Origin of the sequence: Mangrovimonas cancribranchiae (genome assembly GCF_037126245.1) — a bacterium.
Classification (GTDB): domain Bacteria; phylum Bacteroidota; class Bacteroidia; order Flavobacteriales; family Flavobacteriaceae; genus Mangrovimonas; species Mangrovimonas cancribranchiae.
Window position 1 is genome coordinate 396749 of the sequence record NZ_CP136925.1, and the last position, 25002, is coordinate 421750.

At 34.3% G+C, this 25002-nt stretch carries 27 protein-coding genes and 1 tRNA gene; 13 read left to right on the forward strand and 15 right to left on the reverse strand.

Annotated elements, in window-relative coordinates; genetic code table 11:
* Window positions 1–129 precede the first annotated feature (129 nt).
* A complete protein-coding gene (pruA, locus tag R3L15_RS01715; RefSeq protein ID WP_338732871.1) occupies window positions 130–1758 on the reverse strand; it encodes an L-glutamate gamma-semialdehyde dehydrogenase in 1629 nt (542 codons plus the stop codon).
* Between the two features lie 144 nt (window positions 1759–1902).
* Here pruA and R3L15_RS01720 point away from each other — a divergent pair, with 144 nt between their 5' ends.
* Complete coding sequence (locus tag R3L15_RS01720) at window positions 1903–2628, forward strand: NRDE family protein (RefSeq protein WP_338732873.1); 726 nt, start codon at window positions 1903–1905, stop codon at window positions 2626–2628.
* Window positions 2618–3616 (forward strand): DUF6695 family protein, encoded by a 999-nt coding sequence (locus tag R3L15_RS01725; protein ID WP_338732874.1) that lies wholly within the window; start codon window positions 2618–2620, stop codon window positions 3614–3616. The genes R3L15_RS01720 and R3L15_RS01725 overlap by 11 nt, the downstream gene beginning before the upstream one ends.
* Here R3L15_RS01725 and apaG read toward each other — a convergent pair.
* On the reverse strand, window positions 3613–3999 hold the full coding sequence (apaG, locus tag R3L15_RS01730; RefSeq protein ID WP_338732875.1) for a Co2+/Mg2+ efflux protein ApaG: 387 nt from the start codon (window positions 3997–3999) through the stop codon (window positions 3613–3615). The two genes, R3L15_RS01725 and apaG, sit on opposite strands and share 4 nt — an antisense overlap.
* Window positions 4000–4096: 97 nt before the next feature.
* On the reverse strand, window positions 4097–5347 hold the full coding sequence (locus R3L15_RS01735; protein WP_338732876.1) for a DUF5103 domain-containing protein: 1251 nt from the start codon (window positions 5345–5347) through the stop codon (window positions 4097–4099).
* 170 nt (window positions 5348–5517) lie between these two features.
* Between R3L15_RS01735 and R3L15_RS01740 the strand changes: the two genes are divergently transcribed.
* The 6 genes from R3L15_RS01740 to nqrF are packed head-to-tail and all read left to right on the forward strand — an operon-like array spanning window position 5518 to window position 11610.
* Window positions 5518–6873 (forward strand): Na(+)-translocating NADH-quinone reductase subunit A, encoded by a 1356-nt coding sequence (locus tag R3L15_RS01740; RefSeq protein WP_338732877.1) that lies wholly within the window; start codon window positions 5518–5520, stop codon window positions 6871–6873.
* A 39-nt stretch (window positions 6874–6912) separates the two neighbouring features.
* Entirely contained in the window at window positions 6913–8136 is a 1224-nt protein-coding gene (locus tag R3L15_RS01745) for an NADH:ubiquinone reductase (Na(+)-transporting) subunit B (protein WP_338732878.1), read from the forward strand.
* A gap of 1 nt (window position 8137) precedes the next feature.
* Window positions 8138–8881 carry a Na(+)-translocating NADH-quinone reductase subunit C gene (locus R3L15_RS01750; RefSeq protein WP_338732880.1) on the forward strand — a complete coding sequence of 248 codons (744 nt, stop codon included), beginning with the start codon at window positions 8138–8140 and terminating at the stop codon, window positions 8879–8881.
* Window positions 8882–8885: 4 nt separating this feature from the next.
* Window positions 8886–9530, forward strand: a complete 645-nt coding sequence (locus tag R3L15_RS01755; RefSeq protein WP_338732881.1) for an NADH:ubiquinone reductase (Na(+)-transporting) subunit D — start codon at window positions 8886–8888, stop codon at window positions 9528–9530.
* Window positions 9531–9581: 51 nt separating this feature from the next.
* On the forward strand, window positions 9582–10301 hold the full coding sequence (gene nqrE / locus R3L15_RS01760; protein WP_125466983.1) for an NADH:ubiquinone reductase (Na(+)-transporting) subunit E: 720 nt from the start codon (window positions 9582–9584) through the stop codon (window positions 10299–10301).
* A 1-nt stretch (window position 10302) separates the two neighbouring features.
* Window positions 10303–11610 carry an NADH:ubiquinone reductase (Na(+)-transporting) subunit F gene (nqrF, locus tag R3L15_RS01765; RefSeq protein ID WP_338732883.1) on the forward strand — a complete coding sequence of 436 codons (1308 nt, stop codon included), beginning with the start codon at window positions 10303–10305 and terminating at the stop codon, window positions 11608–11610.
* A 182-nt stretch (window positions 11611–11792) separates the two neighbouring features.
* On the opposite strand, the gene R3L15_RS01770 is transcribed toward nqrF, so the two are convergent.
* The 5 genes from R3L15_RS01770 to R3L15_RS01790 are packed head-to-tail and all read right to left on the reverse strand — an operon-like array spanning window position 11793 to window position 15607.
* Window positions 11793–12548 carry a DUF6090 family protein gene (locus tag R3L15_RS01770; RefSeq protein WP_338732884.1) on the reverse strand — a complete coding sequence of 252 codons (756 nt, stop codon included), beginning with the start codon at window positions 12546–12548 and terminating at the stop codon, window positions 11793–11795.
* Window positions 12541–13260: a DUF6090 family protein gene (locus R3L15_RS01775; protein WP_405023543.1), complete on the reverse strand. Its 720-nt coding sequence runs from the start codon at window positions 13258–13260 to the stop codon at window positions 12541–12543. Before R3L15_RS01775 ends, R3L15_RS01770 begins: the two co-directional genes overlap by 8 nt.
* Window positions 13261–13289: 29 nt before the next feature.
* On the reverse strand, window positions 13290–14033 hold the full coding sequence (locus tag R3L15_RS01780; RefSeq protein WP_338732886.1) for a DUF6090 family protein: 744 nt from the start codon (window positions 14031–14033) through the stop codon (window positions 13290–13292).
* Window positions 14034–14061: 28 nt separating this feature from the next.
* On the reverse strand, window positions 14062–14832 hold the full coding sequence (locus tag R3L15_RS01785) for a DUF6090 family protein (protein WP_338732887.1): 771 nt from the start codon (window positions 14830–14832) through the stop codon (window positions 14062–14064).
* Complete coding sequence (locus R3L15_RS01790; RefSeq protein ID WP_338732888.1) at window positions 14825–15607, reverse strand: DUF6090 family protein; 783 nt, start codon at window positions 15605–15607, stop codon at window positions 14825–14827. The genes R3L15_RS01785 and R3L15_RS01790 overlap by 8 nt, the downstream gene beginning before the upstream one ends.
* A 152-nt stretch (window positions 15608–15759) precedes the next feature.
* Between R3L15_RS01790 and R3L15_RS01795 the strand changes: the two genes are divergently transcribed.
* A complete protein-coding gene (locus tag R3L15_RS01795; RefSeq protein ID WP_338732890.1) occupies window positions 15760–16137 on the forward strand; it encodes a Na(+)-translocating NADH-quinone reductase subunit F in 378 nt (125 codons plus the stop codon).
* Window positions 16137–17111: an FAD:protein FMN transferase gene (locus tag R3L15_RS01800; protein WP_338732891.1), complete on the forward strand. Its 975-nt coding sequence runs from the start codon at window positions 16137–16139 to the stop codon at window positions 17109–17111. The genes R3L15_RS01795 and R3L15_RS01800 overlap by 1 nt, the downstream gene beginning before the upstream one ends.
* Here the strand turns inward: R3L15_RS01800 and R3L15_RS01805 are convergent, their stop codons facing one another.
* Genes R3L15_RS01805 through map form a run of 3 tightly spaced genes read right to left on the reverse strand, consistent with a single transcriptional unit; the run spans window position 17112 to window position 19489 of the window.
* Window positions 17112–17882, reverse strand: a complete 771-nt coding sequence (locus R3L15_RS01805; protein WP_338732892.1) for a methyltransferase domain-containing protein — start codon at window positions 17880–17882, stop codon at window positions 17112–17114.
* Entirely contained in the window at window positions 17879–18667 is a 789-nt protein-coding gene (locus R3L15_RS01810; RefSeq protein ID WP_338732894.1) for a DUF3050 domain-containing protein, read from the reverse strand. The genes R3L15_RS01805 and R3L15_RS01810 overlap by 4 nt, the downstream gene beginning before the upstream one ends.
* A 3-nt stretch (window positions 18668–18670) precedes the next feature.
* Window positions 18671–19489: a type I methionyl aminopeptidase gene (gene map / locus R3L15_RS01815; RefSeq protein WP_338732895.1), complete on the reverse strand. Its 819-nt coding sequence runs from the start codon at window positions 19487–19489 to the stop codon at window positions 18671–18673.
* A gap of 125 nt (window positions 19490–19614) precedes the next feature.
* Between map and R3L15_RS01820 the strand changes: the two genes are divergently transcribed.
* On the forward strand, window positions 19615–20883 hold the full coding sequence (locus tag R3L15_RS01820) for an acetyl-CoA hydrolase/transferase C-terminal domain-containing protein (protein WP_338732896.1): 1269 nt from the start codon (window positions 19615–19617) through the stop codon (window positions 20881–20883).
* Between the two features lies 1 nt (window position 20884).
* On the opposite strand, the gene R3L15_RS01825 is transcribed toward R3L15_RS01820, so the two are convergent.
* On the reverse strand, window positions 20885–21295 hold the full coding sequence (locus tag R3L15_RS01825; RefSeq protein ID WP_338732898.1) for a BT0820 family HAD-type phosphatase: 411 nt from the start codon (window positions 21293–21295) through the stop codon (window positions 20885–20887).
* Between the two features lie 36 nt (window positions 21296–21331).
* Window positions 21332–22849, reverse strand: coding sequence for a 2,3-bisphosphoglycerate-independent phosphoglycerate mutase (gene gpmI / locus R3L15_RS01830; RefSeq protein ID WP_338732900.1), 1518 nt, complete (start codon window positions 22847–22849; stop codon window positions 21332–21334).
* 261 nt (window positions 22850–23110) lie between these two features.
* Between gpmI and R3L15_RS01835 the strand changes: the two genes are divergently transcribed.
* Window positions 23111–23500 (forward strand): ankyrin repeat domain-containing protein, encoded by a 390-nt coding sequence (locus tag R3L15_RS01835; protein ID WP_338732901.1) that lies wholly within the window; start codon window positions 23111–23113, stop codon window positions 23498–23500.
* Window positions 23501–23561: 61 nt separating this feature from the next.
* Here the strand turns inward: R3L15_RS01835 and R3L15_RS01840 are convergent, their stop codons facing one another.
* A complete protein-coding gene (locus tag R3L15_RS01840; protein ID WP_338732902.1) occupies window positions 23562–24326 on the reverse strand; it encodes a M48 family metalloprotease in 765 nt (254 codons plus the stop codon).
* Between the two features lie 49 nt (window positions 24327–24375).
* A complete protein-coding gene (locus R3L15_RS01845) occupies window positions 24376–24825 on the reverse strand; it encodes a GNAT family N-acetyltransferase (protein WP_338732903.1) in 450 nt (149 codons plus the stop codon).
* 91 nt (window positions 24826–24916) lie between these two features.
* Between R3L15_RS01845 and R3L15_RS01850 the strand changes: the two genes are divergently transcribed.
* A tRNA-Gly gene (locus tag R3L15_RS01850) sits at window positions 24917–24992 on the forward strand.
* Window positions 24993–25002 lie beyond the last annotated feature (10 nt).

Here is a 25002-nt window from a genome sequence, read left to right on the forward strand (position 1 = left end):
TAATAGCTTTGATAAATATAATAAGTTTAATTGGTTCAGTAGTTTAGGATTGGGATTTTAAGATAAAACGCAAAAAAAATCCTTAAAAGGAGTGCTTTTAAGGATTTTGAAGTTTTTTTATTTAAAAAATTATTCGCCTAAGAAAGGATATCTGTAATCTATAGGCGTAACAAAAGTTTCTTTAATTAATCTTGGAGACACCCAACGTAATAAGTTTTGTGCACTTCCTGCTTTATCGTTAGTTCCCGAAGCTCTAGCACCTCCAAAGGGTTGTTGTCCTACAACAGCACCAGTTGGTTTATCGTTAATATAGAAGTTTCCTGCCGAGTTTTCAAGGGCTTGAACAGCTTCTTCAACGGCATATCTACAATTTGATAAAATAGCTCCTGTTAAAGCATATTCACTAGTTTCGTCAACAAGTTTAAGGGTTTCGCTATAGTCATTGGCGTTGTAAACATAAATGGTTATAACTGGCCCAAATAATTCGGTACACATGGTGGTGTATTTAGGGTTTGTTGTTACAATTACGGTAGGTTCAATAAAATACCCTTTAGATTTATCGTAATTACCGCCAACAATAATTTCAGCTTCATTACTAGCTTTTGCCTCATCAATATATTTAGCAAGTTTATCGAACGATCCTTCGTGAATAACAGCCGTAATAAAGTTTTCCATGTTTTCTGGAGATCCCATTTTAAACGATGTTACATCTTCTATAACATAATTTTTAACATCTTCCCATAAATTAGAAGGAATATAAGCTCTTGAAGCAGCGCTACATTTTTGACCTTGGAATTCAAAAGCACCACGAGAAATAGCAGTAGCGACTTGTTTGGCATTAGCCGATTTATGAGCTACGATAAAATCTTTTCCGCCGGTTTCTCCTACAATTCTTGGGTAGGTTTTATAGTTGTGGATGTTGTTTCCTATTTTTTTCCAAAGTTCTTTAAAAACAAATGTAGATCCTGTAAAATGTAGTCCTGAAAATTCAGCGTGATTAATAATAGTATCGGTAATCATAACAGGATCGCCAAATACAACATTAATCACACCATCTGGAACGCCAGCTTCTTTAAAGACGTCCATAATAACTTTTGCAGAGTAGATTTGACTATCGCTAGGTTTCCAAACCACAACATTACCCATTAAAGCCATGCACGATGGTAAGTTTCCAGCAATGGCGGTAAAGTTAAAAGGAGTTACGGCATAGGTAAATCCTTCAAGTGGTCTGTATTCTACACGGTTCCAAGCACCACTAGTGCTTTCGGGTTGTTCCATGTAAATTTCGGTCATGTATTGTACATTAAAACGAAGGAAGTCTATAATTTCGCAAGCTGAATCAATTTCTGCTTGGTGAATATTTTTAGACTGCGCAATCATTGTTGCAGCATTCATTTTAGCACGGTAAGGTCCGGCAATTAGTTCTGCAGCCTTTAAGAAAATACCTGCGCGTTGTTGCCAAGGCATTTTAGCCCATTTTTTTCTAGCTTCTAATGCAGTAGAAATAGCATCTTCAACATGCGTTTTTTCAGCTAAATGATACGTGCCAACAACATGTTGATGGTCGTGAGGTGGCGACATGGTTCTAGTGTTTCCTGTTTCAATGTCTTTACCGTTTATATATAATGGTACGTCAACTTTACTGTTAAACATGTTTTTGTATTCAGCTAAAACCTCCTCGCGTTCTGGAGATCCAGGAGCGTAAGTTTTTACTGGTTCGTTAACTGCAATTGGTACGTTAAAAAATCCGTTTGCCATGAGAATTTAGATTTTATTGATTTGTAATTTTTTAGCATTGCAAATTTAATATTTTAAAACGGGTTTGTTTGCAAATTTGATTATAAAAAGGCGTTAAATATTAGAAATTTTGTAAGTTGCCATTTTTATGTTACAATATAGTATATGTGTACAGTTACTCTTGCCCCGCAAGGCCAAAATAGTTTTGTTTTAACCTCTAACCGAGATGAAGCACCTGGGCGTGAAAATTTAGCCCCAACATTCTATAATGAAGATGGTGTTAAGTTGTTATATCCTAAAGACAGTTTGGCTGGAGGTACTTGGATAGGTGTTAGCGAGAAGCAACGTTTAATTTGTTTATTGAACGGTGGGTTTAATAAACATAAAAGAAAAGAGGAATATAGATTGAGTCGTGGTGTGGTTGTTAAAGATTTATTGACTTGTGAGGACTTTAAAACTGAAGTAGCTAGCTATGATTTGAATGGTGTAGAGCCTTTTACAATAGTTTGTGTGGAATGGATTGAAAGGTTGCGTTTTTTAGAGCTTGTTTGGGACGGCAATAAAAAACATGTAAAAGACTTACCGTTGGAACCACATATTTGGTCATCATCTACATTGTATACTGCGTCTATGAAACAGGAGCGCAAATTATGGTTTGAAACATTTAAAAAAGAGACTGCTTTAAATACGTCTACGTTACTTAAATTTCATAAACACGCTGGTGAAAATAATGATGACTTTGGCGTTATAATGGACAGAGGGTTTGTAAAAACAACGAGTATAACACAAGTTGAAAAATGTAATCATTTAGTAACCATGCAATATGAAGACTTACAAACTAGCACAAGAACATCAGTTGTCTTTGATTTTAACTTAATTCATGAAAAATAATAATACAGGAATTATTTTAACCCTAGCTTATCCTGAAACTATTGTTCGGCATGCCGAAGAATGGTATTCGCCTTTTTTAAAGTATTTGGGAATAGGTAATCAAACTCATGTAAGAGCTGGGCATGCAGCTTTAGTGTTAATTAGTAAAGAAACAGGTATTTTAGAATATTACGATTTTGGACGCTATGTAACACCTCATGCTACAGGTCGTGTAAGAGCAAAAGATACCGATTGCGAACTGGAAAAGCCCTTAAGAGCAAAACTGGTTAATGATAATATTGTAAACCTAAACGACATTTTAAATTATTTGGCAACGCATCCAGAATTCACACATGGTGAAGGTACATTGTATGCATCTGTTTGTAAAAAGGTAAACTATAATAAAGCTAGTGAGTTTATTAAAATTATGCAGGAAAGGCAGTTTATAAGGTATGCTGCTTTTATAAAAAAGGCGACTAATTGTGCGCGGTTTGTTACAGATACTTTAATTACTTCGGTTACAGATAATACCATAAAAAAGCGACTTGTTAGGTCAAAAAAGTTTACCCCTAGTACTGTTGGTAATGTTGTTGCGGCAAATTCAGAGGCAGATGTTTATAAAGTGCAAGACAATGGGAGTATACAGGTTTTTAATGGATCGGTTAGGCAAATTAACCAAATGTGTTTTTTAGATAGATTGAAAACACATCGTGTGTCTAATGTTGGAACATTGAAGCCAAAAGGACAAGAGTATGTGAATAGTAACGCGCAATGGTTATCTGGAATAGGGTCGGGAGCTTGGTTTGAATTGCATGAAAGTAATGTAGAACAAGAATATCGCTTTAGAAGAGTTTCTCCTAATGGAATGGTAGATGTGGATGCGATTTTTATTCTGCAAGAAGAAGGTTTTCAGTATAGCACACCTTATACTTTTTTGTATTCTTCTAACTGTTTGTATTGTCATGTAAAGCAAAACAATACCATTTATCGCTTTGATAAAAAATCTTAATTAAGGGCGAAAGGCGCACTTAGCTTGAACGTAGGAATGACTACTTGAAATTTTTTAGTGGTGTTAAGGTTTGTCATATTGTAGTGTCCTCTCATAGCGCCAAAAGGAGAGGTTAAAAGGCAGCCGGAAGTGTATGTGTGAGCCTCACCAGGTTTTAATACAGGCTTTTTTCCAATAACACCTTCACCAGAAACAATGGTTTCATTATTTAAAGCATCTTTAATAATCCAATGTCTAGCAAATAACTGTACGGTATCTTTACTTTGGTTTTCAATAGTTACTTTGTATCCATAGGCAAATTGAATTTTATAATCCTTATAAAATGTGCCTTCGAATGACGTTTCTACTGAAATTTTTATGCCTTTTGTAACTTGTTGAACCATTTGGGTTTTTGTGTGCAAAAGCTTTTATTGTCTAGCTAAAATAATAAAAATTTATTTAATTAATTAGGCGAATTAATACTTTAACGTGTTGTTAAATTTAGTTGGATATGTTCACTGAATTAGCTTCGCCAAGACCAATTAATCTATCGTATCTTGCGCCTAAATCACGATAATATACTAACACTTTGTAGTTGTTTTCGGTTTGATAAAAGTTTCCGCCTATACTACCTTCTTCAAGTATACCATTGTTGTCTATGGTAACATATTTATAATTGTAAAAGCCTTGTTTTAATAAAATACTGGCTTCGTACATACCTTCTTTGTCGTTGTAATGCATCAGGTTGCTTTCATCTGTAGCATAATTATTAAAGTTGCCATACACATATACTTGTTTTTCTTTTAACTCTTTTCTGGTGAGAAGAGCAAAATGAATCCACGCATAATCTGCTTCAATGTTGGTGTTTTCAACATCTATAGCGGTTATTACAAAGTTTCCATTAATGTCTGGGTTGTAAGTGTATGGTCTGTCTTTTCTAATAATGTTGGCAAACAAAAAGTTGTTATATAAGTTGCCAAGTTCAATATATTGTATGCCAGTATTGGCGGCTCTAATGTCTTTATTTTCAAAGAAAAAATACTCGTTTCCAGCCCAAAAACTAGTCTCTTTCGTGTATTTGTATATTAATTCGTTTCCTAAGGTGTATTGCGGTTTTAAGCCCGATATAGCTGTGTTTAAGTTGTTGTTTTGTACAATTAAAGTTTTAACGGTTTGTGTAGGATTGTTAAACCTTAAGTTGCTAGAGTTTATGGTAATGTCCACACTTTGTTTGCCATCAATATCTTTTACATCCCTAGATCTTTTTATGCTCACGCCAACATTGGCTAGATCTTCGTAAATCATAAATTTTCTAGAGAAGACTAATTCGTCATATTCATTGAATACTTTAATCATGTAGTTTCCAGAAATTTTCAAGCCTCTGGTTCTTTGGTTGGGAATGGTTAGCTTATAATGCGAATAAATTTGATAGGTGTTAAACGAATTCTCGTAGTTTCGTATACGTTGGTTGTCGAAACCTTCCATAAATTCGGCTCTTGCTAAAACCGATGGTGTCCAATCGTAGTTATAATGCTCAATTTTGTAATAATAATCATCTTCATTGCCATTTAAAGCATCAAACTCTAATACTAAAAACTCTCCTTTTCGAAGCACAGGGAGTTGACTTTCAGGAGTATCGCCTTTAAACGTAATGGTTTTAATATAATCTGGCGGATTTACTTCTTTAACTTGAGAGAAGAGGTTGTTAATAGTTAGTGCGGTTAGTGCAAAAAGAATATGTTTTAATGTCATTTTATACAGTCAAGGTTTGTTTGTAAATATAAGCAAATTTTATGCCTAAGGCGATTTGTTTATTTAGAATTGTTATAAATAAAATACTCATGAACTTTCTATATTATTATTTCCCATTTACTTCGTAAATTTGCTGCGATTTTTTGAGAACTAATATCAAAATTAAACCTATGTCAAACGACATTAAGATTAAAAAAGGTCTGGACATCAACCTTGTTGGTGAAGCTGAAAAAACTACTGAAAATGCCATAGTTAGCAATTTCTACACCATCAGACCTGAAGATTTCCACGGCATTACTCCAAAACTTATCGCAAAAGAAGGCGCCAAGGTAAAAGCTGGCGAAACTGTATTTTACAACAAAGATGTTGAAGATATGAAGTTTGTGTCTCCTGTTGCTGGTGAAGTTGTTGAGGTGGTACGTGGTGCGAGAAGACGAATTATGGCAATTAAAATCCAAGCAGATAAAGAACAGGCGGTGGTAGATCACGGTAAGTTTGATATCGCTAAAGCCAATGCCGAAAGTATTAAGGCACATTTAATGGCTTCAGGGTGTTGGGTTTTTATTAAACAACGTCCTTACGATGTGATTGCCAATCCAACAAAAACGCCTAAAGCTATTTTTATTTCTGGCTATGCCTCGGCACCTTTAGTTGCAGATTACGATTACGTATTGCAAGGGAAGGAAACCGAAATGCAAACAGCAATTGACGCTTTAGCGAAATTAACTGAAGGTAATATTCATGTTAGTGTAGGTAAAAACGCTACGTCTCCTTTAGCTGGGTTAAATGGCATTACCTTGCATAAAGTGTCTGGACCGCATCCATCAGGAAATGTGGGGACACAGATTAATAAAATAGATCCTATAAACAAGGGCGAAACGGTTTGGACTATCAACCCACAAGACTTGGTAATTATAGGTGAATTATTGTTAACAGGTAAATTTAATGCAGAACGTATTGTTGCTATGGTAGGTTCTGAAGTTAAAAGGCCACGTTACTTTAAAACCAAAATAGGTAGCGAAGTTTCTACAATGATTTATGACAACGGTATCGATAAAGATGCTAATGCAAGAATTATTTCTGGAAACGTACTTACAGGAACACAAATTAAACCAGATGGTGCTTTAGGGTATTACAATAACACATTAAGTATTATTCCAGAAGGCGATGATTACGAATTGTTTGGTTGGAATAAACCTATTTTTAATAAAATATCAACGTCTAGAGCGATGACATTTTCTTGGTTAAACCCAAAGAAAAAATACGATTTAAATACCAATACCAACGGTGAGCATAGAGCTTTTGTAGTAACAGGAAGTTACGAAGAGGTTTTTCCTTTAGATATCTACCCAATGCAAATTCTAAAAGCTTGTATGTATAAAGATTTAGATGAAATGGAAGCCTTAGGTATGTATGAAGTAGCTCCTGAAGATTTTGCACTTACAGAATTTATTTGTGTGTCTAAACAACCACATCAAAAAATTATTAGAGAAGGTCTAGATATAATGATTAAAGAAATTGGTTAATCGTTCATTTTAATCTTTAGAATGAAAAACTTTAAATAAATGAGTTTAAAAAGTAATTTACATAAACTAAAAGAAAAGTATAAAGGCACCAAGATGGCGCCAGCGTTTAACGCGCTTCATACGTTTTTATACTTGCCTAACGAAACCACTCACGGTGGGACGCATATTAAAGCAGCAGACGATTTAAAGCGTACTATGAATACCGTGATTATGGCATTAGTTCCATGCTTAATTTTTGGAATGTTTAATGCCGGATATCAACATCATTTAGCTTTAGGAGACATAGAAGCTGCCAACGGATTTTTCGGAGCCACATTTTGGACTTGGGATAACTTAGTAGTAGGACTATGGAAAGTATTACCATTAGTTATAGTGTCTTACGGTGTTGGTTTAGCTATCGAATTTTTATTCGCTGTAATTAAAGGACACGAAGTAGAAGAAGGGTACTTGGTAACAGGGATGTTAGTACCATTAATTGTACCAGTAGATTTACCACTTTGGATGCTAGCCGTAGCAGTAGCTTTTGGTGTTGTAATAGGTAAAGAAGTATTTGGTGGAACAGGAATGAATATTCTTAACCCCGCTTTAACCATTCGTGCCTTCTTATTCTTCGCGTATCCAACATGGATGTCTGGAGATAAAGTTTGGGTTCACGGTGCTAAAGAACGCGCTAGCGAAATTGCAGCAGGAGCCAATGTCGATGCCATTTCTGGTGAAACTATTTTAGGTAGTTTGGCTCAAGGTCAAGATGCTGGATATTCTGTTGCAGATATGTTCTTCGGAATGATTCCAGGTTCGGTTGGAGAAACATCAACGATATTAATTTTATTAGGTGGTTTATTCTTAATTCTTACAAAAATAGGAAGCTGGAGAATTATGCTATCATCTGTAATAGGCGCTTTAGTTATGGGCTTAATCTTTAACGGTGTTGTAAATGCTGGTTGGATAACAGAAAGCAGTAAATTTTATGGCTTAATGAGCACAGAGTTCTGGCACCACTTATTAATTGGTGGATTTGCTTTTGGTGCTGTGTTTATGGCAACCGATCCAGTAACCGCTTCACAAACCAATAAAGGAAAATGGATTTACGGATTCTTAATCGGATTTATCTCCATATTAATTCGTGTATTCAATCCAGCATATCCAGAAGGTGTTATGTTAGCCATCTTATTGATGAACGTATTTGCACCAACCATAGACCATTACGTAGTACAAGGTAATGTGAAGAAAAGAATGAAACGTTTAAAAGCAAAAACAGCTTAAAATGAGTAATAAAACAGATAGCAACGTATATACCGTATTGTTTGCCATAGGAATGGTAATCGTAGTAGGTGCTTTGTTAGCCTTTACGGCAGCATCACTTAAACCTACAATTACAAAAAATGTAGAGCTGGAAAAGCAGCAAAACATTTTATACGCCATGGGTGTAAATGAAAACGACGAGAGTAGTGCTAACTTTGTATCTACAGATGTCGCTCCAGAATTATTTAATAAGTACATTACTAAGCAAATCGTAATTCAAGACGGTAACGTTACTGAAAACGATGAAGCTTACTTAATCGATATTAAAAAAGAAAAAGCTAAAGGCGACGCTTCTAAAAGAAGATTGCCATTATTTATTGGAGAGAAAGACGGTCAGACGTATTACATTGCTCCAATACGCGGAAAAGGGCTTTGGGATGCTGTTTGGGCATACATAGCTATGGACGAAAACATGGTAATTCAAGGGGCGTATTTCGATCATAAAGGAGAAACACCAGGTTTAGGTGCTAACATTAAAGAACGTTACTTTATGGACGACTTTATTGGTGAGCACTTATTAGATAGCGAGGGCAATTTTAAAGGTGTTGATATTTCTAAAAGCAATGCCGATCCATTAAATAAAGACAAAACTGATAACGAAGTAGATGCTATCGCTGGAGCTACCATTACAGGAAATGGTGTGGCAGCAATGATTAAAGGCGACTTGTCGTTGTACGTGCCTTATTTCAAAAACTTAAATAACTAATCTTATGGGATTACTTTCTAAAAAAGACACAAAATTAATTACAGACCCGTTAGCGGATAACAACCCTATTACCATTCAGGTATTGGGTATCTGTTCGGCCTTGGCTATTACGGCGCAATTGAAAGCTTCAATTGTAATGTCGTTATCTGTATTGTTCGTATTGGGAGTGGGTAACGTGGTTATTTCATTAATCCGTAACATTATTCCATCGAAGATTAGAATTATTGTTCAATTAACTGTAGTAGCTGCTTTAGTAATTATTGTAGATCAAGTACTAAAAGCCTATGCGTATTCTTTAAGTAAAGAACTTTCGGTATTTATTGGATTAATTATTACCAACTGTATTATTATGGGACGCTTTGAAGCCTTTGCATTAGGTAATGGCCCATGGAAATCGTTCTTAGATGGTATAGGAAACGCATTAGGTTATGCGGTAATTCTAGTTATAGTAGGATTCTTTAGAGAGCTGTTAGGTTCTGGAACCTTATTAGGTTTTCCAGTTTTGGGAGATCCTATCAAAAAAACGGGATTGTATGCCATAGGCTATGAAAACAATGGCTTTATGCTATTATCGCCAATGGCATTAATTGTTGTAGGAATTATTATTTGGGTACAACGTAGTAGAAACAAAGATTTAATAGAAGACTAAAATTGGCTTGTCATTCTGAACTTGATTCAGAATCTCATCAAAATATAGAATATGGAACATTTAGAATTATTTTTCAAATCAATTTTTATAGATAACATGGTATTTGCCACATTCTTAGGAATGTGTTCTTACCTAGCTGTATCTAAAAAAGTAAGCACAGCTGTTGGTCTTGGTGCTGCTGTAATATTTGTATTAGCAGTAACTGTACCTGTAAACTGGTTATTAGATCAATACATCTTGCAACCAGGAGCATTACAATGGTTAGGCGCAGAATATGCCGATTACGATTTAAGTTTCCTATCGTTTATCATGTTTATTGCAACTATTGCAACCATGGTACAATTAGTAGAAATTGTGGTAGAAAAATTCTCACCATCATTATATAACTCTTTAGGTATCTTTTTACCACTTATTGCTGTAAACTGTGCCATTCTTGGTGGATCGTTATTTATGCAATCTAGAGAAATAGAAACTATTGGGTTAGCGTTTAATTACGGGATTTCTTCAGGTATTGGTTGGTTCTTAGCAATCTTAGCTATTGCAGCCATTCGTGAAAAAATACGTTATTCAAACGTTCCTGCACCGTTAAGAGGTTTAGGAATTACCTTTATTATTACTGGTTTAATGGCCATTGGATTTATGAGTTTTGGAGGAATGTTAACTGGTGGCGATGATGAAGGTAAAAAACAACCTGAAGAAACTGCAAAAGTTGAAAAGGTTAACAAAAAAGAAAACAAATTAGCTGAAAACACCACTACAATAAACGAGTAACATGATATTAGCAGCAGGTACATTAGGAACAATTTTAGCAACCGTAGCCGCTTTTTTAGTGGTCACCTTACTATTGGTGGGGTTGTTATTATTCGTAAAACAAAAACTTTCTCCATCTGGTCCAGTAACCATAAAAATTAATGGTGAAAAAGAAGTTGAAGTAGCTTCTGGAGGAACCTTATTATCTACTTTAGGTAACCAAAAAATCTTTTTACCATCAGCCTGTGGTGGTGGTGGAACATGTATTCAATGTGAATGCCACGTATTAGAAGGAGGAGGCGAAGCACTTCCAACTGAAACACCTCACTTTACACGTAAAGAGTTACAACACGGTGCGCGTTTAGCTTGCCAAGTAAAAGTAAAGCAGGATATGGAAATTACCATACCTGAAGAAATTTTCGGAATTAAAAAATGGGAAGCCGAAGTGGTTCGTAATTACAACGTAGCTTCCTTTATTAAAGAGTTTGTTGTTCGTATTCCAGAAGATATGAATTATAAAGCTGGTGGGTATATTCAAATTGAAATTCCACCATGTACTATCAATTATAAAGATATTGATATTACAGCACACCCAGAAGAGCATGAAACACCAGATAAGTTTCAAGCTGAATGGGATAAGTTTGGTTTATGGCCATTAGTTATGAAAAACGACGAAGTTGTCGAGCGTGCTTACTCTATGGCTTCTTACCCAGCAGAAGGACGTGAGATTATGCTTAACGTGCGTATTGCCACGCCGCCATGGGATAGAAACAAAAATGGTTGGATGGATGTTAACCCTGGAGTAGCATCGTCTTACATTTTTGCTCAAAAGCCAGGAGATAAAGTTATTATTTCTGGACCTTACGGTGAATTCTTCATCAACGAGTCTGATGCAGAAATGCTTTATGTAGGTGGTGGAGCAGGTATGGCACCAATGCGCTCACACTTATACCACTTATTTAAAACCTTAAAAACAGGTAGAAAAGTAACGTATTGGTATGGTGGGCGTTCTAAACGTGAGTTGTTCTATATTGAACACTTTAGAGAATTAGAAAGAGACTTCCCTAACTTTAAATTCTATATGGCATTGTCTGAACCATTAGAAGAAGATAACTGGAAAGTAAAAGAAAATATAGATGCGCCAGGCGATGGCTTTGTAGGATTTATTCACAATTGTGTAATCGATAACTACTTAAACCATCACGATGCACCAGAAGATATTGAATTATACTTCTGTGGCCCACCGTTAATGAATAAGGCGGTTGAGAAAATGGGGCAAGATTTTGGTATCCCAGACGAAAACATCCGATTTGATGATTTTGGTGGATAAACCAAAACAGTATATAATAAAAAGCCAACTTATTTTGAGTTGGCTTTTTTTATTTAATGAGATCAGGGCTGCAATAGTGTATAGCAAGTACTCAAATTATATCTATCATTATTCTTCTAATTTGTTTTACCCTCGTTGAGAAGCGTTTTACGGATGTTTCTAAAGAATTTTATCATAACTGTTTATTCACTTGATATGTGCTTTTTAATTTGAAAAATTAAATTTATTGCTGTTTCCTTTCTAGTTTTCATTGTATTCAACATTATTTGCTTTCGGTCTAGAGCATGTCTAATTCTTTGTCTGCCTTCGGTGGAAGTAATAACTCGTAACAACTCTTGCTTTCTCTCGGGTTCAGATTGCTTATAACTCGGGTTGTTTTTAACCTTAAAAAATTGTGGAATTTCTATTTCTAGAGTGTTAAGCCAAAAGTCCTCATCTTTATTAGTCCATTGTTCTTCCCATGAAAACTGTTTTTCTGCAAACTCAGCTCTGGTAATGTAATATTCGCTAATAGCTTGATCTAACTCAGATGAACCCAGTAAAGAGGAGAGACTTGCGTTATTAATTTTATCAAAAGCCTGAGTGGTTAAAAGTAATCCCCATTGATTTAAAGGAAGCATATAATACAAGGAGTCTGATGTTGTATTTACAAAAAGAGAATCATTTAGAAGTTTTACGCAATTATTGCTCTGAAACTCATAATTTGCAATACTTCGGTTTAGCATTAGTGTATCGGTAGCCAAATCTTCTACCATGTTTTTTAATAACTTACGTGCTCTATTATTTTCTATTCGGTTTTGGTTCCAATTATTAATTTGTAACGCAATTAATATCCCAATTACTACCAGAATAATTTCTCCAATGGCATACTTTAGGTAGTTATTAGTTTTGCCTTCACTAAGAAGTTTTTTGCGTATGTTTCTAAAGAATTTAATCATTTTCATCTAGAGTTTGAAGGGTTTCTATAAGCGCTTCCGTTTTTTTGGAAACCAGCTCATAAATCATGATTCTTGAGTTAGTAAAGTCTAACTTTGAATTTAGTAAATTGTCAAAAACCGTGATAAACTCAACATCATCCATAGCATCCCAAGTTTTAGATTTGAATTTATCATTTATTCCAAAAAAATTATACTTTTCGGGTTTTGTGGCCAAAAGATTTTGCACTTGGACTGCATGTAGATAATCCGCAAGGTATAGCTCTATAAGATCATTATATTCTTCTTGAATCGCTGTGAGTTCGAGCATTAAATCTTGTACATGTTTAGGATATAATTGTATTTCCCCCGAAGTTTGTAAAGACCGCATTGTCTTGTCATTGTAGTTTTTTTTGTTGTCTATGACCATATCAAATTCATATCGGGCAATCTGTTTCATGGTGTCTATGGTAGCGCTTTCTGATTTTAATCTTTCATGAAAACCTTTTAAGACCTCCATTTGTTTCTTAAGAAATTCTGTATTCTTTCTAAAATCTGTAGTGTCTTGTTTTAGTTCTTTTAAAAGGGACTTGGTATAAATCTCTCTTTTATTTAGACCTTTTCTGTGTTCATTCCAATTATTAATCTGTAATGCAATTAAAATACCAATAACCACAAGAATTATTTCGCCAATGGCGTATTTGAAATACTTGCTAGTTTTGCCTTCGTTGATCAAGTTTTTACGGATGTTTCTAAAGAATTTTATCATGAACGAGTTTCTGTAGTTAAAAGAACTGATGGGTAGGTTTTTCCTATATGTTTTATTAGGGAGTTTATTAATTCAATATTCTGCTCTAAAGTCCAGATGTAGGAAGTATAGCTAGCAAAAAAATCAGCATAGAGATTTTCGAATGCCATAGATTTAACAATAGGTCTAACATCAACATAATTATCACTTTTGGTAATTTTGTTTGGGTACATTTCATGCATTAAATTTTTTATGCTAACGTTTTTGCTTAAAAATGGAACCAATTTATTTCTAAATACATCAACTGCTGATAAATTCATTGCAGTAATATCATCAATAGAGTTATTGTAGTCCTGGAGTTCATTTAAAAGCGTTTTAGAGTGACTGAACCTAAAACTTTCTATACCTAATATCCTTTTCAATTTCTGGTTAATTGGTGTAAAGCTGGTGATTTTTGATGATTTAAAAATATGCTCGTTTAGCTCTTTGTTGGTTAATGACTTTAGGGAATCATTACTTATATTAAGTAGAAAAAGTACTTCTTGGTTTATTTTTTCAATAACCTGTTGGTGTTTTGTGGTTACTTTTAAGTTTTGCTGTAATTCATTATGTAGTTCTTTCACAATTACCAATTCTTTTTGAAGCTCTTTTCTGTGTTCATTCCAATTATTGATTTGAAGCGCTATGAGAATACCAATAACTACTAGAAAAATTTCGCCAATAGCGTATTTAAAGTAGCGTCCTGTTTTATTTTCACTCATAAGGTTATAGCGTATTTTTCTAAAGAATTTAATCATTTTCTATATTGGCTTCTATTAAACTTAAAGTATCTTTCAAAAAACGCATGATCACATTTTCATTTACGGTAACGTAGGATTGATTTATATAATAATCAAACAACATGCTATCAACTTCTAGGCTTGACAGGAAAGCTACGTAATTTTCTTTTGGGATTTCTATAGGTTGAATTATAATATCACGTTTGTAATCAGATCTGTTCATTGAAACGTCTACATTTCGCAGAGGAATGAACTTGTACAATATTCTAGGTACATTGTTTACCCAATATTCTCTTCTGATAATAATGTCTTCTTTGTAATCGTCAAGCTCACCTGTCCACTGGTTTAGCGCATATTTTAATTTAGAATCTCTTATGAGTTCCAGATTACCAGAAGATGTAATGTCGTTCATAACACCTAATCGCGCATCAAAAGTGGCGTAATTGTACATTTGCCCTAATAAGCTATCAATGGTTTTGGTTTTAAATGCGTTTGTATGGTCAAAATTCATTAACGTAACAATGGCATTTAAACTCCCTTTATTTAAAGCATGGTCAAATTCGAGTTCTGTTATATTTTGTTTGAATTCTTCTCTTAAACTCAAAAGGATTTGCTGTTCCTTTTCTATATCTTTTTGCTTTTCATTCCAATTGTTAATCTGTAATGCAATGAGAATACCAATAACAACAAGCACAATTTCGCCAATAGCATATTTAAAATACCTACTAGTTTTGCCTTCGTTAAGAAGTTTTTTTCTGATATTTCTAAAGAATTTAATCATTTGTATTCAATTCTTTGTCGATTAATGCAATGGTTTTGTCTGTTAGTCTAACAAGGCCATACTTAACCCAAACTTCATCGGCTACATACATTAAATATATTTTATTTAATGTTAGGTAGGTGTTAGGATCCTTGACTAGAGCTGATAACTCCATATTGTTTGATAAAAATTCTGGATGTGTTGGAATTAATGGATGAATTAAAAATTTTTCTGGAATTTCGGGAAGCAAGTATAGTCTGGCCATTAAATTAACGATCTTGTTATCATCATCAACATTTAGCATATCAGTGCTCCTGTCGTTAATTCTTTTTCTAGAATTAGTATAGTCTTTTAATTTAGAAAGGTTCTGTTTTAGGCTATCACTTAACATTTCAAACTTACCAGAATTAATAGCTTCTTCTTGTACCGAATTCAGTAAGGATAATGTTCTGCCATAAATCATTTCAGACAGATAATACTTTAGACTATCACTAGGAATGGCATAATCTCCCACAGAATACAGAAGTACTTTATTAAACTTACTATTACTTTCATGTATTTCAAGTAGGTAGCTATCCAGCTCATTTTTATTGTTAACCAATTCATTTTTTAGAGCCAACATAAGTTTTTGCTTACTGTTTTCCAGTTTTCTGTTTTCATTCCAATTATTGATTTGTAGTGCAATCAGGATTCCAATGACAACCAGAATGATTTCGCCAATGGCGTATAATAAATATTTAGAAAATCGATTCTCTTTAAGAAGCTGTTGTCTTAAACGGCGAAAAAAAGTTAGCATATACTCAACAGTTTTTTGAGTAGATGGAGTTGTTGGTTGGTTTGGTTGGCGTTAACTATTTGAAAACTAAAATAGTTAACTAGCTTCAAATAAGTTATCCTAAAAGTAATAAAAAAATTAAGTAGGCCTAAAATATGTTGTAGTTTTGTAGTATGAGTAAACCATTAACAGAGCAAGAACTGCATAACTTAGCTATGAATCATGTTGGCAAAGACCTTGAATCTAGAGGTTTTGAATTTATTGCCGTAAATAGCCAGCTTAAAAAGCATCCACAGTTTGTGTGTATCGATAAAAAAAGTCAGTATTATTTTGTTATAGTTAAAGCAGTTATGTTGCCCAATAATCCTAATAATTACGATGTTGTTTGGATGGAAACCTTTAAAAAACATGCACGCGATAAAGACGCCAAAGTATTGTATGCTGGCGTAGGTTTAGGAAATCCTAACGGCCAAGAATTGCCTGTATACTTAAACGAAGAATATTTAATTGAATACAATGGTATTCAAGTTATAGATATGAATTTAAACTAATGAGATATTTAGCTTTTATACTCACTTTACTACTTGTTGTTTCTTGTAAACAACAGCCAAAAAACATTAAAATTTCAGGTGCTGTTTTTGGAACCTCTTACTCGGTTATTTATAATAACGATACCAATTATAAACCACAATTTGATAGCTTATTTGCAGTAGTTAATCAGTCCATGTCTACCTATATTTCAGACTCTAACATATCAAAAGTAAACCGCAATGAGTCTGTTGCATTAGATCCTCATTTTATTAAGGTTTTTAAGCGTTCAAAGGAGATTTATCGTGTTACCGAAGGCGCTTTCGATCCAACCATTGGTGCTGTAGTAAATGCCTGGGATTTTGGCCCAAAAGGAACCATTAAACAGTTAGATAGTCTAAAAATTGATAGCCTAATGCAGTCGGTAGGCTATAATAAAATGGGATTAGTTAATGGGAAAATTCAAAAACGTAAAGGAGCCTTTATCGATTTTAATGCCATAGCTAAAGGCTACGGTGTTGATGTTATAAGTGCATTTTTAGAAGATAATGGTATACAAAATTACTTGGTTGAAATAGGCGGTGAAATACGTTGTAAAGGCATTAATATGGAAAAAGAATCGCCTTGGAAAGTAGGAGTAGAAATGCCTCATTTTGATGGCACACAATCCATTTTAAAAGCGATTACCCTACATGACGAAGCTATGGCGACTTCTGGAACATATAGAAAGTTTAAAACAGATGAAAATGGCAATCGTTACTCTCATATTATCGATACTAAAACAGGCTATCCTAGTAAAACCAATTTGTTGAGTATTTCGGTTATTGCAGACGATTGCATGACTGCCGATGCTTATGCGACAGCCTTTAAAACAATGGGGATTGAAAAGGTGAAAAATTTCTTGGTTTCACATGAAGAGTTGAAAGTATTCTTGATTTTTGAAAATGATAAAGGCGAATTTGAAACCTTAAATATTAATGGGTTTCCAGAAGATTAATTAGTGTTCTTTCTTGACCACAGGTATTATTTCACCTTCAGCCAAACGGTATTTATCAATTTCTGAAGGCATAATGGTTGCTGTATAATCCACTTCTTCAACCGTAAAGCCAATACTTCTTAATTTATCAAAGTAATCACGCCCATAAATTCTAACATGATCGTATTGCCCGAAAATTTTATCGCGTTCTTTTTTATCGGTTATGCTGTTATCTTCAAAAGTAACTTCTCTATTTAAATCCTGCGGAATTTGAAAGACACCCCAACCATTAGGTTTCATAACGCGATACAATTCTTTCATGGCTTTTGTGTCGTCAGGAATATGCTCTAAAACGTGATTGCATAAAATAACATCGTAGCTATTGTCTTCAAAAGGTAAATTGCAAATATCGGCTTTTACATCGGCCAAAGGTGAGTTTAAATCGGTAGTGGTATATTCTAGGTTTTTAAGTTTTCTAAAACGTTTGTAAAAGGCTTGTTCTGGAGCAAAATGCAAGACCTTAAGTTTTTCATTAAAGAAATTGGTCTCGTTTTTTAAATACAACCAAAGTAGTCGGTGACGTTCTAGAGATAATGTAGAGGGTGACAATACGTTTGGGCGTTGCTTACCATAGCCATAAGGCAAAAAACTTTTAAAGTTTTTGTTGTCGATAGGATCGGTGTAATTATTACCTTTTAAAACTAAAGCGACAATGGGGCGCACAACATAACTAAGCCTAATTAAAATAGGTCTAGGAATACTGTTTAGTAGTATTTTAAAGAGTTTTTTCAATACGTTTTTTCAGCTTCAATCTTTGTAATCAAATTGTAAATACCATCCCAAAGTTTAATACGCTGGTTTAATGCGGCTTTTGCTGTTTCTAAAACATCTAACCATTTTTGGTTATCGGTACCACATAATTCTTCAATCATTTTTAATGATAGAGGACCGTGTTCGTCACCATCTAATTCAATATGGCGGTTAAGGTAATAGGTTAATTTGCTGTAGGAGTTGTTTGTTGTTTTAGACTGATTAATAATTTGAAAAAACATATCAGGAATTACGTCTTCACGACCAAAAGTAAATGCCGAGGCTATTTTATGAGTCTGTTGTGTATTAATAACCTGAAACGTAAAGGCAATAAAATTTGCGGTGTTCTTTTCTAAATTAACAAACTCTAAAGTTTTGTTTACTGAGTGTCCTTCTGAAAGAATCTTGGTAAATAATGCGATGTTTTTAGTATTTGCACCTATTTGCTGCATAGCTTCTAAATACATTTCGTAATGACTTTTAGGTTCTCCTAATTCATTAATATCGCTTTCTTCACCTAAAACAATTTCATTAATAAACCGTGCTGTTGCTGGGTTTTTTACAGGAAGCCAAGGAAGTGTAGTGCATGTTAACTTGTTTTGTAACGCTTTTAAAAGCGACATAAAATCCCAAACAGCAAAAACATGCTGTTCCATAAAACTTTTAATATCGTTTAACGATGTTAATGCACTGTAAAGTTTATGGTTATTTAGTTGTTCTCTTAAGGGGGCAAGCTCCTTTTCTATAACCTGAATGTTGTAATTCATGCTTTAAAGCGTTAAGGCTTTTTGTCTAAACTCATCTTCTTCGTTGCTTTCAATACCTAATGCTTCGTATACATAGGCAAACGTTGAAAGAATTTCTGGTTTACCATCAACAATAGCAACATCGTGTTCAAAGTGCGCACTTGGCTTACCATCGCGAGTTACAATAGTCCAACCGTCCTTAAGTTGTTTTATTTTTTGAGTGCCAAGGTTTATCATAGGCTCAATGGCTACTACTTGGCCTTCCAAGAATTTTTTACCGCGACCACGTTTTCCATAGTTTGGCATTTCTGGATCTTCATGCATTTTTCTTCCTAATCCGTGACCCACAAGCTCTCTTACAACACCATAGCCTTGGTCTTCACAATATTTTTGAATAGCATAACCTACGTCACCAACACGGTTACCAAGCTTAAATTCTCTAATACCTATATAAAGCGATTCTTTGGTGGTTTGAAGTAACTTTTTTGTTTCTGAAGCAACCTCGCCAATTTCAAAAGTATAGGCATGATCGCCATAAAACTCATTCATTATAGCGCCACAATCAATAGAAACAATATCACCTTCTTCCAAGGGTCTATCTGTAGGAAGGCCATGAACTACAGCTTCGTTAACACTACAAAGTAGTGTTGACGGGCAATCGTACAACCCTAAAAACCCTGGAATAGCGCCTTGCGATCTAATAAAATCTTCAGCTAATTGGTCTAATTGGTTAGTGGTTACGCCAGGTTTTACTTCTTTGGCCAACATACCTAATGTTTTAGATACAACCAAAGCACTTTGACGCATTAATTCTATTTCTTCTCTTGTTTTTACTATAATCATACTCTTAAAATATGTGCAAAGATACTTAAAAATATACGAGTTAAATTATTATGTTGTAATATGATTTTTGACAGTTTTTATTACAACTATTATTCTGAAATTTGCACTAACAAAACACTCATATTATGTACACACCTGTTACAGCCGAAAAAGCATTGGAAATTGTTAAATCTAATGATAAAATTTATTTACAAGCAGCAGCTGCAGCTCCTCAAGTTTTAATTAATGCCTTAACGAACCGACATAAAGAGTTAAGAAATGTTGAAATTTGTCAGCTCCATACCGAAGGCGACGCACCTTATGCTAATCCTGAGTTGCGCGATAGTTTTCATGTAAATTCTTTTTTCATAGGTAAAAATGTACGCCACACTTTAAAAGCAGGTAATGGATCGTACACCCCTGTTTTTTTAAGTGAGTTACCATTACTTTTTAAACGCAATATTATTGATTTACAGGTAGCTTTAATACATGTGTCTGTGCCAGATAGACATGGATATTGCTCTTTAGGAGTTTCTGTAGAAGCAACGCTAGCAGCCATTGAAAATGCCGATTATGTGATTGCCCAAGTTAATAAGCAAATGCCTAGAACACATGGTGCTGGAATAATTCATGTTTCAGAAATAAATGCTTTTGTTGAATGTGATGAACCGTTACCGGCACACACTATGTCTAGCCCAACAGAAACAGAGCAAATAATTGGCGATTATGTAGCTAGTTTAATAGAAGATAAAAGTACCCTGCAAATGGGAATAGGAAGTATTCCTAACGCAGTCTTATCAAGATTAACAAACCATAAAGACCTAGGGTTGCATACCGAAATGTTTTCAGATGGGGTGATTGATTTAATATTAAAAGATGTTATTAATGGAAATTATAAAACCATCAATAGAGGACGTGCGTTGAGTACTTTTTTAATGGGATCTAAACGTTTATATGATTATGTAGATGATAATCCTTTTATAGAAATGCGTGCTTCAAATTATACTAATGATGTGTCTATTATAAAACAAAATCCTAGAATGGTAGCAATAAACTCGGCTATAGAAGTTGATGTTACCGGACAAGTTTGTGCTGATTCTATAGGGTCTAACATGTATTCAGGTGTTGGTGGTCAAATGGATTTTATTCGTGGCGCTTCTTTAAGTGAAGGCGGAAAAGCTATAATAGCCTTACCATCTATTACTAAAAAAGGTATTAGCAGGATTGTACCTTCGTTAAAGCCTGGAGCAGGTGTAGTAACTACTCGATCTCATGTGCATTATGTGGTAACCGAATATGGTATTGCAAATTTATATGGTAAAACTATTCAGGAGCGTGTAAAAGCTTTAGTTAATATTGCACATCCCGATTATAGAGAAGACATTGATAAAGCCTATTTTAATATGATTAAATAACCTAAGATTTTAAAAAACCAAAGAGTCCTTTTTTACGACGTTTAGGGATATTGGGTGTTTCCTTAGTAATTATTTGGTAGACTTCTCCCCAACCAATAAAACCTCCAATATTTCTATCGTCTATAAAGAGGTCGGCGTGTATTTTTCTGCTTTTACTATAATCGAACTTTTCTTCTTGAAAACTTTTGTTTACAGCGTAGAAAGTGATTCCATTTTCCTTACAAAAGGCAATAGCTTCTTCTAATCTAATACCACTTCTGTAGGTCCATAAGATAAGTCTGTGTCCATCTTGTTGAAGTCGTTTTAAGGTTTCAAAAGCAAATAGTTTAGGCTTCCCTATTTTAGGATAGGCATCGTCTACTATGGTGCCATCAAAATCAACAGCAATAATTAACTTGTTTTGAAAATTCATACGCTTTATCTGTATATTTAAAATATAGCTAAAAAGTTAAACTAAGCTATGTTGTGTCATAGTTTTAGGTTGTTCAACCCCCAAAAGATGTAAAATGGTGGGCGCAATATCTCCTAAAATACCATCTTTAATAGGTAATTTGTCTTTATCTATTAAAATTACAGGAACAGGGTTTGTGGTGTGCGACGTGTTTGGAGATCCGTCTGGGTTAACCATCGTTTCGCAATTGCCATGATCGGCAATTAAAATAGTTGTGTAATCGTTTTCTAAAGCTGTTGTAATTACATCTTTAACACATTCATCTACTGCTTCGCAGGCTTTTATAGCTGCTTCCATAACACCTGTGTGGCCTACCATATCACCATTTGCAAAGTTTAAACATACAAAATCTGTGTCTCCTTTTTGTAGCTCTGGAATTAACGCATCGCGTAGTTCGTAGGCACTCATTTCTGGTTGTAAATCGTAAGTTGCTACTTTGGGTGAGTTTCGTAAAATTCGGGTTTCTCCTTTAAAAGGTGTTTCGCGCCCTCCTGAAAAGAAAAAAGTAACATGTGGATACTTTTCGGTCTCCGCTATTCTAATTTGCGTTTTATTATTTTTTTCAAGGACTTCGCCTAAGGTTTCTTTTAGATTTTCTTTATCGAACACCACATGAATACCTTTAAAAGAATCATCATAATTAGTCATGGTTACATAATGCAAATCTAATTTATGCATGTTTTGTTCATGGAAATCTTTTTGGGATAACGCTTGGGTTAATTGGCGACCTCTATCTGTTCTAAAATTGAAGAAAATAACAACGTCCCCTTCTTTAATTGTAGCAATAGGATTATCGTTATTATCTGTCATAACAATGGGTTTTATAAATTCATCTGTAACATCGTCTTCATAACTTTGATCGATAGATTTTAAAACCTCTTTTGATTGGGTTCCAATACCATTTACTAAAGCATTGTAAGCTAGTTTAACGCGTTCCCAACGGTTGTCTCTATCCATAGCGTAATAACGGCCAGTTACGGTGGCTAGCTGTGTGTTGGTGTTTTCTATATGTTGTTCTAATTCTGTAATAAAACCATACCCCGATTTTGGGTCAACATCGCGCCCATCTGTAAAGGCATGAACATAAGAGTTTGCAACACCATATTGATTGGCAGCATCTATTAACCCTAATAAATGATTAATATGCGAATGAACACCACCATCGCTAACTAGGCCTAAAAAGTGAACGGGTTTGTTGTTTGTTTTTGCATATTCAAAAGCTGTTTTAATGGCAGCTTCGTTTCCTAAGGTGTTATTTTTAACGGCTAGATTAATTTTAACAAGGTCTTGATAAACAATACGCCCGGCGCCTAAATTCATATGGCCAACTTCGCTATTTCCCATTTGTCCTTCGGGTAGGCCAACATGCAACCCATCGGTTCTTAAATTGGCATTAGGGTAATTTTTATAAAGCGAATCTATAAAAGGGGTGTTGGCATTATCTATAGCAGAAACTTTCGGGTCTGGAGATTTTCCCCAGCCATCCAAGATCATTAAAATTACTTTTTTATTCATGTTACTAGCTTTAAGTTATCAAAGATAAAAGTTTATAAGTTCTAACTTAAAAATCATACTATAAAATAAAAATGATTAATCGTTTTTTATGCTTTTTTTTAGTGTAAGTTAATTAGTGTAAGGGTTTTAGTGAGGTGTTAACATGTTTGTTCGCAGAACGTTAAATAAATGTTATAAGATTTATTTTGTGTAACAAACTAAAAAAATAGTCGTCTATTTAGTATAATCAAAAATCAATCAATTAATTTAAATTCTTTCATCATGAAAAAAACAACAGTTATTTTAGCTCTTGCATTAGGATTATCTTTTGGATATACTCATGCAAACAACGATCTTAATCCTTCAAACAGTATTGAAGTTATCTCATCACCATCTATTAGTCCTTTTTGTACATCTGTGGCTAAAGGCGATATAGTTACTGTTAAAAAACTTATTGAACTTGGTGTAGACGTAAACGAAAAGTCAAATGGTATGACACCAGCTATGTATGCTGCAAGGTATAACAGGGTAGAAATTTTAGAGCTTTTAATTAAAGAAGGAGCTAATTTAAAATCTAGAAGCAAGAAAGGGCATACAGCTTTAAAATATGCTGAAATGTCTAATGCTAAAGAAGCACAAGTGTTAATTAAAAACACTTTAAAGAAGAAGTAAACAGTAGTTTATTTTCAAGTTGGTTAGTTAGTTAAAAAGGTCTCTAGAGTTGAGACCTTTTTTAGTTTTGATATTTTTCTATGGCCTCTAGAATATGTTCAATTCTATTTTCAGGGTCTGGATGTGTACTTTGAAATTCAGGAACACGATTAGGTCCTGCGGCAGTTTTTAAAATTTCCATCACTCCAATCATCTCTTTAGGATTATAGCCCGCTTTTATCATAAACTTAACGCCTAAATCATCACTTTCTAACTCATCATCACGACCATTAGCTAATAACGTATTTTGACCAATAGATTGTACAAACCCACCCATATCGGCACCCACAGAAGCTCCCATAGTAATGGTTTTCCAAAAATTAGATTCGCTTATACGTTCGTTAGAATGTTTTCCTAGAACGTGTCCTATTTCATGACCTAATACGCCAGCTAATTGATCTTCATTTTCAAGTTTAGAAAATAATGCATACGTAATAAAAACCTGCCCGCCAGGCAAAGCAAAAGCATTTATCGTATTTGGGTCTGCTAGTAAATGAAAGTCGTAGTTGTAAGGTGTTTCATTTGCTATGCTACTATTAACAAGTTTTGCGCCAACTTGATCTACAAAGGCTTGATATTCTTTATTAGGATATAACCCGCCATGTTGTTGTGCCATTTGAGGGGCACTTTCTAAACCAATAGCAATCTCTTGATCTGGAGAAAGTGTAATGGTTTGTGTGCGGCCTGTATAGGGGTTAACTTCTTGTTGACTACACTTTCTTAAATAGGCAAAAGCGACTATGGCAACCCCGATTAATAGTCTTATTTTAAAATTCTTACGACGCATGTTACTAGATGATTAGAAAGTTAAATTTACTAAAGTAATTTTTAAAATGTTAATTTATTTTTCTAAACATGGTAAAATGATTTCCGATAAGTGGTATAGAAAATGGTTGCCCTAAAACTTGAAATTGGTTTCTTTTGTAAAAAGAAAGAGCTATTTCTCTAGCATTGCACCATACAACTTTACAATGTAATTCGGTTAGTTTTTTAATGCTAGCATCAATAAGGTATTTGCCTAAACCTTGGCCTTGATAGGGGGTTAAAATAGCCATCCCTCGTAATTGATATTGGGATCTTTCTTGTATTTGCTTATTAGAATTAAGCATAAGGCTAACCACGCCAATAAGTTGCTTTTTATAAAAAAGCCCTAAATGATATGTGGTGTCTAAATTATCGCCTTCAAAAACACAGTCGGTTATTGGGCGTCCTTCTCGTAAAACAGAATGTCTTACACTATGTGTGTCTTTTGCAGAAATAGGTTTTATAAAGTAGTCCTTGTTCAATTTTGAAAAAGAATAAAAAGGTTAATAGGTTTAATTTGCTGAAAAAGATTTTTGCTACAATAAATCTTTAACTATATTTGCACCCACGATTGCGGGAGTAGCTCAGTTGGTAGAGCGTCAGCCTTCCAAGCTGAATGTCGCCGGTTCGAACCCGGTCTCCCGCTCCAAAAAGCTTCA

Excerpts from the sequence above, each read along its gene's own strand:
- pruA (WP_338732871.1), bottom strand. The coding sequence starts at position 1,758 with ATGGCAAACGGATTTTTTAACGTACCAATTGCAGTTAACGAACCAGTA.
- R3L15_RS01720 (WP_338732873.1), top strand. The coding sequence starts at position 1,903 with ATGTGTACAGTTACTCTTGCCCCGCAAGGCCAAAATAGTTTTGTTTTA.
- R3L15_RS01725 (WP_338732874.1), top strand. The coding sequence starts at position 2,618 with ATGAAAAATAATAATACAGGAATTATTTTAACCCTAGCTTATCCTGAA.
- apaG (WP_338732875.1), bottom strand. The coding sequence starts at position 3,999 with ATGGTTCAACAAGTTACAAAAGGCATAAAAATTTCAGTAGAAACGTCA.
- R3L15_RS01735 (WP_338732876.1), bottom strand. The coding sequence starts at position 5,347 with ATGACATTAAAACATATTCTTTTTGCACTAACCGCACTAACTATTAAC.
- R3L15_RS01740 (WP_338732877.1), top strand. The coding sequence starts at position 5,518 with ATGTCAAACGACATTAAGATTAAAAAAGGTCTGGACATCAACCTTGTT.
- R3L15_RS01745 (WP_338732878.1), top strand. The coding sequence starts at position 6,913 with ATGAGTTTAAAAAGTAATTTACATAAACTAAAAGAAAAGTATAAAGGC.
- R3L15_RS01750 (WP_338732880.1), top strand. The coding sequence starts at position 8,138 with ATGAGTAATAAAACAGATAGCAACGTATATACCGTATTGTTTGCCATA.
- R3L15_RS01755 (WP_338732881.1), top strand. The coding sequence starts at position 8,886 with ATGGGATTACTTTCTAAAAAAGACACAAAATTAATTACAGACCCGTTA.
- nqrE (WP_125466983.1), top strand. The coding sequence starts at position 9,582 with ATGGAACATTTAGAATTATTTTTCAAATCAATTTTTATAGATAACATG.
- nqrF (WP_338732883.1), top strand. The coding sequence starts at position 10,303 with ATGATATTAGCAGCAGGTACATTAGGAACAATTTTAGCAACCGTAGCC.
- R3L15_RS01770 (WP_338732884.1), bottom strand. The coding sequence starts at position 12,548 with ATGATTAAATTCTTTAGAAACATACGCAAAAAACTTCTTAGTGAAGGC.
- R3L15_RS01780 (WP_338732886.1), bottom strand. The coding sequence starts at position 14,033 with ATGAGTGAAAATAAAACAGGACGCTACTTTAAATACGCTATTGGCGAA.
- R3L15_RS01785 (WP_338732887.1), bottom strand. The coding sequence starts at position 14,832 with ATGATTAAATTCTTTAGAAATATCAGAAAAAAACTTCTTAACGAAGGC.
- R3L15_RS01790 (WP_338732888.1), bottom strand. The coding sequence starts at position 15,607 with ATGCTAACTTTTTTTCGCCGTTTAAGACAACAGCTTCTTAAAGAGAAT.
- R3L15_RS01795 (WP_338732890.1), top strand. The coding sequence starts at position 15,760 with ATGAGTAAACCATTAACAGAGCAAGAACTGCATAACTTAGCTATGAAT.
- R3L15_RS01800 (WP_338732891.1), top strand. The coding sequence starts at position 16,137 with ATGAGATATTTAGCTTTTATACTCACTTTACTACTTGTTGTTTCTTGT.
- R3L15_RS01810 (WP_338732894.1), bottom strand. The coding sequence starts at position 18,667 with ATGAATTACAACATTCAGGTTATAGAAAAGGAGCTTGCCCCCTTAAGA.
- map (WP_338732895.1), bottom strand. The coding sequence starts at position 19,489 with ATGATTATAGTAAAAACAAGAGAAGAAATAGAATTAATGCGTCAAAGT.
- R3L15_RS01820 (WP_338732896.1), top strand. The coding sequence starts at position 19,615 with ATGTACACACCTGTTACAGCCGAAAAAGCATTGGAAATTGTTAAATCT.
- R3L15_RS01825 (WP_338732898.1), bottom strand. The coding sequence starts at position 21,295 with ATGAATTTTCAAAACAAGTTAATTATTGCTGTTGATTTTGATGGCACC.
- gpmI (WP_338732900.1), bottom strand. The coding sequence starts at position 22,849 with ATGAATAAAAAAGTAATTTTAATGATCTTGGATGGCTGGGGAAAATCT.
- R3L15_RS01835 (WP_338732901.1), top strand. The coding sequence starts at position 23,111 with ATGAAAAAAACAACAGTTATTTTAGCTCTTGCATTAGGATTATCTTTT.
- R3L15_RS01840 (WP_338732902.1), bottom strand. The coding sequence starts at position 24,326 with ATGCGTCGTAAGAATTTTAAAATAAGACTATTAATCGGGGTTGCCATA.